The sequence below is a fragment of the Streptomyces sp. B5E4 genome (genome assembly GCF_039871555.1).
Taxonomy (GTDB): domain Bacteria; phylum Actinomycetota; class Actinomycetes; order Streptomycetales; family Streptomycetaceae; genus Streptomyces.
In genome coordinates this window covers 304,854-315,352 of the sequence record NZ_JBDPMI010000006.1, presented here as the reverse complement: position 1 = coordinate 315,352, position 10,499 = coordinate 304,854, and the positions used below count along the sequence as shown (strand labels likewise).

Here is a 10,499-nt window from a genome sequence, read left to right as displayed (position 1 = left end):
TGACCGCCAACGCCCGGCCCCCCAACCGGATCTCCAACGGCTCCTCCGCCACCAACGTGTCCGCCCGCCGGTCCACCCGCCCCCCACGCACCCGCACCACCGCACGCCGCACCGTCACCCGACCCATGCCGGTCAGCGTACGCCCGCCGATCGCGACACATCTTTGTCCTGGCGGTGGAGAAAGTGGATACCGATTCCTGCAGAACTTCTTCCCTCAGTGGCGAAGCACTGCTACGTTCCCCGTTGAAAGCCGACAACGGCGTACGAGAACGACGTACGCGAGGCCGGGGAGGAGTGGCGTGAGGCGCATGACAGCTCGGCCCGCGAACGCGCACCAGGCGCGACTGCTCCGCCTGCTGCGTGACGGCGGGCCGAACTCCCGGGCGCAGCTCGGCGACCAGGTGGAACTGTCCCGCTCCAAGCTGGCGGTCGAGATCGACCGGCTGCTGCAGACCGGGCTCGTGGTCGCCGACGGCCTCGCCGCCTCCCGGGGCGGACGCAGGTCGCACAACATCCGCCTCGCGCCCTCGCTGCGCTTCCTCGGCGTCGACATCGGCGCCACCTCCATCGACGTGGCGGTCACCAACGCGGAGCTGGAGGTGCTCGGCCATCTGACCCAGCCCATGGACGTGCGCGAGGGCCCGGTCGCGGTCTTCGAGCAGGCGCTGGCGATGGCGGCCAAGCTCCGCGCCTCCGGGGTGGCGGAGGGCTTCGACGGCGCCGGCATCGGCGTCCCGGGTCCCGTCCGCTTCCCCGAGGGTGTGCCGGTCGCGCCGCCGATCATGCCCGGCTGGGACGGCTTCCCGGTCCGCGAGGCGCTCAGCCAGGAGCTGGGCTGCCCCGTCATGGTCGACAACGACGTGAACATCATGGCCCAGGGCGAGCAGCACGCCGGCGTCGCCCGCGCCGTACGGGACTTCCTCTACGTCAAGATCGGCACCGGTATCGGCTGCGGCATCCTCGTCGGCGGCGAGGTCTACCGCGGGACGAACGGCAGCGCCGGCGACATCGGCCATATCCAGGTGGAGGTGGACGGGCGCCCGTGCGCCTGCGGTAACCGCGGCTGCCTGGAGGCGTACTTCGGCGGTTCCGCCCTCGCCCGGGACGCGGAGAACGCCGCCCGCGAGGGCCGCTCCGCGCAACTGGCCGCCCGGCTGGAGGAGTCCGGCGAGCTGGAGGCCAAGGACGTCGCCGTGGCGGCGACCGCGGGCGACGCGGTCGCGCTGGACCTCATCCGCGAGGGCGGCACCCGTACCGGCCAGGTCATCGCCGGCCTGGTCAGCTTCTTCAACCCGGGGCTCGTGGTCATCGGCGGCGGCGTCACCGGCCTCGGCCACACGCTGCTCGCCGCCATCCGCACCCAGGTCTACCGCCAGTCGCTGCCCCTGGCGACCGGCAACCTGCCCATCGTGCTCGGCGAGCTGGGCCCCACCGCGGGCGTGATCGGCGCCGCCCGGCTCACCAGCGACCACCTGTTCTCGCCCGCCTGACGCCGGGCGCGGACACCCGCGTACCACCCGTACGGCCCGCACCACCCCAGGCCCGACCCACGCACCACCCGTGCATCACCCCGTACGACCCACGCACCACCTCAGCACCAGAGGCACCAAGAGCACCACCCCGTACCCACCGCAGCACCCGCAACTCCCGCAGCACCCTCGGCCGACCGCAGCACCACCCGCGCAGGCCCCCGCATCACCCCGCTGCCCCCGACCACTCCACCCGCATCACCCGCACCGCCCGGTGAACCCGCCCGTTTGCGCTCCACCCTGCCCAACCTGCCCCTGCGCAGGCGCAGTCGGAGCACCGCCGAGGAGATCCGTACATGGCGCTCACGTCCGATACGCCGCCCGCCCCCGCCACACCCCTGCTCACCATGACGGGGATCACCAAGTCCTTCCCCGGCGTCCGCGCGCTCGACGGCGTCGACCTCGACGTCGTGGGGGGCGAGGTGCACTGCCTGCTCGGCCAGAACGGCGCCGGTAAGTCCACCCTCATCAAGGTCCTGGCCGGCGCCCACCAGCCCGACGAGGGCACCATCGTCTGGCAGGGCGACGAGACCGCGCTGAAGTCGCCCGTGGCCGCCATGCGGCTGGGCATCGCCACCATCTACCAGGAACTCGACCTGGTGAGGCACCTGTCGGTGGCGGAGAACGTCTTCCTCGGCCACGAGCGCGCCTCGGGCGGCTTCATCAAGGCCCGCGAGGCGCACACCGCCGCCCAGGACCTGCTGGCCCGGCTCGGCCACCCGGAGATATCCGCCGCCACCATCGTCGGTGACCTCTCCGCCGCCGGCCAGCAGGTCGTCTCCATGGCCCGGGCGCTCTCCCACGACGTGAAGCTCATCGTCATGGACGAGCCGTCCGCCGCGCTCGACCCCGACGAGGTCGACAACCTCTTCCGCATCGTCGCCGACCTCACCGCGCAGGGCGTCGCCGTCATCTACATCTCGCACCGGCTGGAGGAGATCCGCCGCATCGGCAACCGCGTCACCGTGCTCAAGGACGGCCGCGCCGTCGCCCGCGGGCTGCCGGCGCAGACCACGTCCACCAACGAGATCGTCACCCTGATGACCGGCCGCAACGTCGCGCACGTCTTCCCCGAGCGGCCCGAGGCGCCGGGCGCGGGCAAGGATCCGGTCCTCACCCTCGAAGGGCTCGCCAGGCAGGGCGAGTTCGCGCCGGTGGACCTCCGGCTCGCTCCGGGCGAGATCGTCGGGCTCGCGGGCCTGGTCGGCTCCGGCCGCTCGGAGATCCTGGAGACCGTCTTCGGCGCCCGCAAGCCGACCGCGGGCCGGGTGCTCGTCGACGGCCGCCCGCTGCGCCCCGGGAGCGTCACCGCCGCCGTCAAGGCGGGGATCGGGCTGGCCCCCGAGGAGCGCAAGTCCCAGGCGCTGCTGATGACGGAGTCCGTCAGCCGCAATGTCTCCATCTCCTCGCTCACCCGCTTCTCCACCGGCGGCTGGCTGGACCGGTCGGGGGAGCGGGCCGCGGCCCGGGAGGCCGTACGCGACCTCTCGCTGCGCCCCGACAACCCCGACGCCCCCGTCCGCACGCTCTCCGGCGGCAACCAGCAGAAGGCCGTGCTCGCGCGCTGGCTGCTGCGCGACTGCCGGGTGCTGCTGCTGGACGAGCCCACCCGCGGCGTGGACGTCGGCGCCCGAGCCGAGTTGTACGCACTCATCCGCAGGCTCGCCGACGAAGGCGTCGCGGTCCTGCTCGTCTCCAGCGAACTCCCCGAGGTCCTCGGCCTCGCCGACCGGGTCCTCGTACTCCGCGAGGGCCAGGTCGTGCACACCGCCCCGGCCCGGGATCTCGACGAGCACCGGGTGCTCGACCTCGTCATGGAAGGGACCTCGTAAGTGTTGAGCAAATCGGACTCGCTCTCCGCGCCGGCGCCGGAGAAGCCGCAGCGGAACGGCAACGCCGCAAGCTGGCACAGCCAACTGGACTTCAGACTTCTGGCACTGGTCGGCGTGCTCGGCCTGCTCGTCGTGGTCGGCGCCCTCACCAAGCCCGACCAGTTCCTGGACGTCGACAACTTCCGGCTGATCCTCACCCAGTCGTCGGCGATCGGCGTGGTCACCATCGGCGTGACCCTGGTCATCATCGGCGGCGGCATCGACCTGTCGGTCGGCGCCATCGTCGCCCTCGCCTCGGTCTGGGCGACGACGCAGGCCACCCAGGACTACGGCCTGACGGGCATGCTCTTCTGCGCGGTGGCCGTCGGTATCGGCTGCGGCCTGGTCAACGGCGTGCTCATCGCGTACGGCAGCCTCGTGCCGTTCATCGCCACGCTGGCCATGCTCGCCTCCGCGCGCGGCTTCGCCGAGCAGATGAGCGACGGCCAGACGCAGATCGTCGAGGTGCAGGCGGTGCTGGACCTCGGGAACGCGGACGCCCGCATCCTCGGCGTCCCGTACCTGGTGCTCATCTTCCTCGGCGTCTCCGCCCTGGGCTGGGTGCTGCTCAACCGCACGACCTTCGGCCGCCGCACCGTGGCGGTCGGCGGCAACCCCGAGGCCGCCCGCCTCGCCGGCATCGACATCAAGCGGCAGCGCCTGCTCCTGTACGGCCTGTCCGGGCTCTGCTGCGGCATCGCGGCGTTCATGCTCATCGTGCTCGCCGGCTCCGGCCAGAACACCAACGGCAACCTGTACGAACTGGACGCCATCGCCGCCGCGATCATCGGCGGCACCCTGCTCAGCGGCGGCCGGGGCACGATCATCGGCTCCGTGCTGGGCGTGGTCGTCTTCACCACCATTACCAACCTCTTCGCGCTCAACAACGTGCAAAGCGACGTACAGAAGATCGCCAAGGGCGCGATCATCGTCGCCGCCGTCCTTATCCAGCACCACACTTCGCGTAAATCCTCGACGCAATGAAGGGTCGTACTCACATGGCAGAATCGCCTTTCAGCCGTAGAAACATGCTCTTCGGTGCCGCCGGTGTCTCGGCGGCAGCCTTCCTCACCAGTTGCACCAGCAATGACGAGGGCGACGACGACGGCGGCTCCGAGCAGCAGCAGGCGAACGTCTCGGACGACAAGCCCGGCAAGCCGGTCACCATCGGCTTCGCCGGCCCCGAGGCCGACCACGGCTGGCTCAACGCCATCAACGACAACGCGCGCTCGCGCGCGGAGAAGTACGAGGACGTCACCCTCGACATCACCGAGGGATCGAACGACACGGCCACCCAGATCGGCCAGGTCGACTCCCTCATCAACAAGAAGGTCGACGTCCTGGTCATCCTGCCGGCCGACGGCAAGGCGATGACGCAGGCGGGCCTGAAGGCCATGCGGGCCGGGATCCCCGTCGTCAACCTGGACCGGATCTTCGACAACCCGCAGGCGTACCGCTGCTGGATCGGCGGCGACAACTACGGCATGGGCCTGAACGCCGGCCGGTTCATCGGCGAGCAGCTCAAGGGCAAGGAGAACGCGAAGGTCGTCGAGCTGGCCGGGCTCGACAACCTGGAGCTGACCCAGCAGCGCACGAAGGGCTTCGACGACGCGCTGAAGAACTACCCCAACATCGAGAAGGTGGCCCGGCAGGCCGCCGAGTTCACCGTCGAGTCGGGCCAGCGCAAGATGTCCGACCTGCTCCAGGCCGTGCCGGAGTTCGACGCCATGTGGAACCACGACGACGACCAGGGCGTCGGCGTCAAGCGGGCCATCGACCAGTCGGGCCGCGACGAGTTCATCATGGTCGGCGGCGCCGGTTCCAAGGCGGTGATGGACTCCATCAAGGCCGACGACTCGGTGATCAAGGCCACCGTCCTGTACCCGCCGACCATGGCCGCGTCCGCGATCGACCTCGCGCGCGCCCTCGGCCAGCAGAAGGGCGTCTCGGGCATGGCCGAGTTCGAGATCCCGGCGTCGATCACGCTGTACTCCGCCGTCGTGAGCAAGGACAACATCGACCAGTACCTGCCGACCGGCTTCAACTGACGGGAATCCAGCGCCAGGAGCCGCAGCGCCCGTCAGATCCAGGAACGACCGCTGCGGCGCGCCGGAAGCAGCCTACTGACAAGGAGTTCTATGTCCCACGACACGACCGCACCCGCGCTCGGCGTCGGCATGGTCGGCTACGCGTTCATGGGGGCGGCCCATTCGCAGGGCTGGCGGACCGCCGCCCGGGTCTTCGACCTTCCGCTGACTCCCGTCATGGCCGCGATCTGCGGCCGCGACGAGGACAAGGTGGCCACCGCGGCCCGCAAGATGGGCTGGGCCGCCGCGGAGACCGACTGGCGCCGGCTCATCACCCGGGACGACGTGCAGCTCGTCGACGTCTGCACGCCGGGAGACAGCCACGCGGAGATCGCCATCGCCGCGCTGGAGGCGGGCAAGCACGTGCTGTGCGAGAAGCCGCTCGCCAACACCGTCGCCGAGGCCGAGGCGATGGTGGACGCCGCGGCGCGGGCGCGGGAGCGCGGGCAGCTCGCCATGGTCGGCTTCAACTACCGCCGGGTGCCGGCCCTGGCGTACGCGCGCGAGCTGATCGCCCGCGGCCGGCTGGGTGCGCTGCGGCACGTGCGTGTGACGTACCTGCAGGACTGGCTCGTCGACCCGGAGTTTCCGCTCGCCTGGCGGATGCAGCGGGAGAAGGCCGGTTCCGGGGCGCTCGGTGACCTCGGCGCGCACATCGTCGACCTGGCGCAGTTCCTGACCGGCGAGCCGCTGGTGGGCGTCTCGGCGCAGACCGAGACGTTCGTCAAGGAGCGGCCGCTGCCGTCCGCGGCGGCGGGGCTCTCCGGCGCGGCGGCCGGCGGCGGCGAGCGCGGTCCGGTCACGGTGGACGACGCCGCCCTGTTCACCGGCCGGACGGCCTCGGGGGCGCTGGCGTCCTTCGAGGTCAGCCGGATGGCCGCGGGTCGCAAGAACGCCCTGTCGGTGGAGCTGAACGGCGAGCACGGCTCGCTCTCCTTCGACCTGGAGCGGCTGAACGAGCTGCAGTTGCACGACCACGCGGAGCCGGCGGAGACCGCCGGCTTCCGGCGGGTCCTGGTCACCGAGCCGGAGCACCCGTACCTGGAGGCGTGGTGGCCGCCGGGCCACGGCCTCGGGTACGAGCACACCTTCGTGCACCAGGCCCGCGACCTCGTCCACGCCATCGCCGCCGGCGCACAGCCCGCGCCGTCCTTCGCGGACGGGCTGCAGGTCCAGCGGGTGCTGGCGGCCGTGGAGGAGAGCGCGGAGAAGAACGCCGTCTTCACCCCCGTGGTACAAGCCGACCAAGCCCCCTGACCCACCCGGATCAGCCGACCACCCCGGAGGCACTCCGGAGAAAGAGGCAGCACACGATGCCCCGGTCCTTCACCCTGTTCACCGGCCAGTGGGCCGACCTCCCCCTGGAGGAGGTCTGCCGGCTGGCCCGCGACTTCGGCTACGACGGCCTCGAACTCGCCTGCTGGGGCGACCACTTCGAGGTGGACAAGGCCCTCAACGAGCCCGGTTATCTCGACGGCCGCCACCAGTTGCTGGAGAAGTACGGCCTGAAGTGCTGGGCGATCTCCAACCACCTGGTGGGCCAGGCGGTCTGCGACCACCCCATCGACGAGCGCCACCAGGCCATCCTCCCGGCCCGGATCTGGGGCGACGGCGAGCCCGAGGGCGTCCGGCAGCGGGCCGCCGCCGAGATCGCCGACACCGCGCGGGCGGCGGCGGCCTTCGGCGTGGACACCGTCGTCGGCTTCACCGGCTCGTCGATCTGGCATCTCGTGGCGATGTTCCCGCCGGTCCCGCCGCACATGATCGAGCGCGGCTACCAGGACTTCGCGGACCGCTGGAACCCGATCCTCGACGTCTTCGACGCCGAGGGCGTGCGCTTCGCGCACGAGGTGCACCCGTCCGAGATCGCGTACGACTACTGGACGACGCACCGGGCGATGGAGGCGGTCGGCCACCGGCCCGCCTTCGGGCTGAACTTCGACCCCAGCCACTTCGTCTGGCAGGACCTCGACCCGGTCGGGTTCCTGTGGGACTTCAAGGACCGCATCTACCACGTGGACTGCAAGGAGGCCCGCAAGCGGCTCGACGGCCGCAACGGCCGGCTCGGCTCGCACCTGCCCTGGGGCGACCCGCGCCGCGGCTGGGACTTCGTCTCGGCGGGCCACGGCGACGTGCCGTGGGAGGACGTCTTCCGGATGCTCCGCTCGATCGACTACGAGGGGCCCATCTCGGTGGAGTGGGAGGACGCCGGCATGGACCGGCTGCAGGGTGCGCCGGAGGCGCTGCGGGCGCTCAAGGCGCTCGACTTCGAGCCTCCGCAGGCGTCGTTCGACGCCGCCTTCGGCGGCGACTGAGGCCGCGGCGACGCGGAGCGCAGCCCGGCGGCGGCACCTGCCGCCGGGCCGTTCCGGCATGCCCGGGGGGCACTTTGTCCTTATCAAGGATGAAGATAACTGAAGTCCTGTCAAAGGGCTTCTCTATCCTGCAAAAGACGGTTACGTTCCTGTGATGTCCCTGACATAAACCCCCCACTCTCGGCAGGAGAGATCAGGTGCACACCAGAAAGATCCGGAGAACGCTCGCGAGGACGGTGGCGGCCCTGCTGGCCGTGCCGGCCCTTGTGCTGAGCACGTCCGCCAACGGCGCCGCGCACCCCGGCGAGGAGCACCAGGACCCGGCCGCGGCGGAGTTCCAGCAGGTGACGCTGGCCAAGGGCGAGCCCGAGACGGGCGAGCCGATGACCATGGCGGTGCTGCCCGACCGGTCCGTGCTGCACACCTCGCGCGACGGCACGGTACGGCTCACGGACGCCGCCGGTACGACCGCGGTCGCCGGCAAGCTCGCCGTGTACAACAACGACGAGGAGGGTCTCCAGGGCGTCGGGGTCGACCCGGGCTTCGAGCAGAACCGCTTCGTCTACCTGTACTACGCCCCGCCCCTCGACACCCCCGGCGGCGGCGCCCCCGAGACGGGCAGCCCCGCCGACTTCGCACGCTTCGACGGCGCGAACCGGCTGTCCCGGTTCGTGCTGAAGGACGACGGCACCCTGGACATGGGCAGCGAGCAGGGCATCCTCGACGTGCCCGCCTCCCGCGGGATCTGCTGTCACGTGGGCGGCGACATCGACTTCGACGCCGAGGGCAACCTGTACCTGTCCACCGGCGACGACACCAACCCGTTCGCCTCCGACGGCTACACGCCCATCGACGAACGCGCCGACCGGAACCCGGCGTTCGACGCCCAGCGCTCCTCGGCCAACACCAACGACCTGCGCGGCAAGGTGCTGCGGATCAAGGTCAACGCGGACGGCTCGTACGACATCCCGGCCGGCAACCTCTTCGCGCCCGGCACGGAGAAGACCAGGCCCGAGATCTACGCCATGGGCTTCCGCAACCCGTTCCGGATGAGCGTCGACAAGGCCACCGGCACCGTCTACCTCGGCGACTACGGCCCCGACGCGGGCGTTGCGAGCGGCACCCGCGGCCCGGCAGGGCAGGTCGAGTTCGCCCGCATCACCGAGCCCGGCAACTTCGGCTGGCCGTACTGCACCGGCGACAACGACGCCTACATCGACTACGACTTCGGCTCAGGAGCCTCCGGCGGCGCCTTCGACTGCTCGGCACCGGTGAACAACTCGCCGCACAACACCGGCCTGACCGAGCTGCCCCCCGCCCAGCCCGCCTGGATCCCCTACGGCGGCCCCAACGGCGGCCCGCCCGAGTTCGGCAACGGCTCCCAGTCCCCGATGGGCGGCCCGGTCTACCGTCAGGACGAGGTCGACGCCGGCTCCGCCGTCGCCTTCCCTGCCGAGTACGAAGGCGACTACTTCGCCGGTGAGTTCGGCCGCAAGTGGATCAAGCGGGTCGAGCAGGGCAGCGACGGCACCGTCTCCGCCATCAGCGACTTCCCCTGGGCCGGCACCCAGGTCATGGACATGGACTTCGGCCCCGACGGGGCCCTCTACGTCCTCGACTACGGCACCGGCTACTTCGGCGGCGACGAGAACTCCGCCCTGTACCGCATCGAGACCATCAACGGCGGCGCCTCCCCGACCGCGGTGGCGTCCGCCGACGTCACCTCCGGACAGGCGCCCCTGGCCGTGCAGTTCTCCTCCGAGGGCACGACCGACCCGGACAGCGCCGGGCTGACGTACGCCTGGGACTTCGGCGACGGCGCCACCTCCGACGAGGCCGACCCCGCGCACTCGTTCGCCGGGAACGGCACGTACAACGTCACCCTCACGGTCTCCGACCCCGGTGGGCTGACCGGCAGCGCCAACGTGCAGATCACCGTGGGCAACACCGCTCCCAGCGTGACCCTGGAGCAGCCCGGGGACGGCCAGTCCTTCTCCTTCGGCGACGACGTGCCCTTCGAGGTCACCGTCACCGACCCCGAGGACGGCGAGGTCGACTGCACCGAGGTCCGGGTCGCCTACATCCTCGGCCATGACTCGCACGGCCACGAGATGGCCAGCGCCAACGGATGCAGCGGCACACTCAAGACCACCGCGGACGGTGAGCACGACCCGAACGCCAACCTCTACGGCGGCCTCACCGTCACGTACACCGACGGCGGAGGCGGCGGCCAGGGCACCCTGACCGGGACCGACCGGGCCAAGCTCCAGCCCAAGCACCGCCAGGCCGAGCACTACGACAGCTCCCAGGGCGTCGAGGTCACCGACAAGGCGGCGGCCAACGGAGGCAAGTCCGTGGGCTACATCGACAACGGTGACTGGATCGCCTTCGAGCCCTGGCTCCTGTCGGACGCCACCCGACTGACCGCCCGGATCGCCTCCGCCGGCTCCGGCGGCACCCTCGAGGTGCGCGCGGGCGCCCCCGGCGGGACGCTCCTCGGCTCCACCGAGGTACCCGTCACCGGCGGATGGGACACGTTCCAGGACGTCACGGCACCCCTGTCGGGCGCCCCGGACGGCACCACCGAGCTCTACCTCGTCTTCGTCGGCGGCGCAGGCTCGCTGTACGACCTGGACGACTTCACCCTCACCACCGGATAGCTCCCCCCACCGCCCCGCCGGCTCCGGCCGGCGGGGC

At 71.2% G+C, this 10,499-nt stretch carries 7 protein-coding genes and 1 pseudogene; 7 read left to right on the top strand and 1 reads right to left on the bottom strand.

What is annotated here, in order from left to right; translation table 11 throughout:
• Positions 1-127 (bottom strand): annotated as a pseudogene (locus ABGA99_RS11565) (sulfurtransferase FdhD); the annotation flags it as partial.
• Between the two features lie 181 nt (positions 128-308).
• Here ABGA99_RS11565 and ABGA99_RS11560 point away from each other — a divergent pair.
• The 7 genes from ABGA99_RS11560 to ABGA99_RS11530 all read left to right on the top strand — a co-directional run bounded on the left by ABGA99_RS11560 (position 309) and on the right by ABGA99_RS11530 (position 10,462).
• The gene (locus ABGA99_RS11560) at positions 309-1,490 is read left to right on the top strand and encodes an ROK family transcriptional regulator (protein ID WP_347577282.1); all 1,182 of its coding nucleotides are present in this window, start codon (positions 309-311) and stop codon (positions 1,488-1,490) included.
• Positions 1,491-1,825: 335 nt separating this feature from the next.
• The gene (locus ABGA99_RS11555; RefSeq protein ID WP_347582580.1) at positions 1,826-3,361 is read left to right on the top strand and encodes a sugar ABC transporter ATP-binding protein; all 1,536 of its coding nucleotides are present in this window, start codon (positions 1,826-1,828) and stop codon (positions 3,359-3,361) included.
• Positions 3,362-4,384, top strand: a complete 1,023-nt coding sequence (locus ABGA99_RS11550) for an ABC transporter permease (RefSeq protein WP_347577280.1) — start codon at positions 3,362-3,364, stop codon at positions 4,382-4,384.
• A gap of 14 nt (positions 4,385-4,398) precedes the next feature.
• Positions 4,399-5,448 (top strand): substrate-binding domain-containing protein, encoded by a 1,050-nt coding sequence (locus ABGA99_RS11545; RefSeq protein WP_347577279.1) that lies wholly within the window; start codon positions 4,399-4,401, stop codon positions 5,446-5,448.
• 90 nt (positions 5,449-5,538) lie between these two features.
• Positions 5,539-6,744, top strand: a complete 1,206-nt coding sequence (locus tag ABGA99_RS11540) for a Gfo/Idh/MocA family oxidoreductase (protein WP_347577278.1) — start codon at positions 5,539-5,541, stop codon at positions 6,742-6,744.
• 56 nt (positions 6,745-6,800) lie between these two features.
• Positions 6,801-7,802 carry a sugar phosphate isomerase/epimerase family protein gene (locus ABGA99_RS11535; RefSeq protein ID WP_347577277.1) on the top strand — a complete coding sequence of 334 codons (1,002 nt, stop codon included), beginning with the start codon at positions 6,801-6,803 and terminating at the stop codon, positions 7,800-7,802.
• A 197-nt stretch (positions 7,803-7,999) separates the two neighbouring features.
• On the top strand, positions 8,000-10,462 hold the full coding sequence (locus ABGA99_RS11530; RefSeq protein WP_347582579.1) for a PQQ-dependent sugar dehydrogenase: 2,463 nt from the start codon (positions 8,000-8,002) through the stop codon (positions 10,460-10,462).
• Positions 10,463-10,499 lie beyond the last annotated feature (37 nt).

Bases quoted from the DNA above. Each gene is read 5' to 3' on its own strand.
- ABGA99_RS11560 (WP_347577282.1), top strand. From the start codon at position 309: ATGACAGCTCGGCCCGCGAACGCGCACCAGGCGCGACTGCTCCGCCTG.
- ABGA99_RS11555 (WP_347582580.1), top strand. From the start codon at position 1,826: ATGGCGCTCACGTCCGATACGCCGCCCGCCCCCGCCACACCCCTGCTC.
- ABGA99_RS11545 (WP_347577279.1), top strand. From the start codon at position 4,399: ATGGCAGAATCGCCTTTCAGCCGTAGAAACATGCTCTTCGGTGCCGCC.
- ABGA99_RS11540 (WP_347577278.1), top strand. From the start codon at position 5,539: ATGTCCCACGACACGACCGCACCCGCGCTCGGCGTCGGCATGGTCGGC.
- ABGA99_RS11535 (WP_347577277.1), top strand. From the start codon at position 6,801: ATGCCCCGGTCCTTCACCCTGTTCACCGGCCAGTGGGCCGACCTCCCC.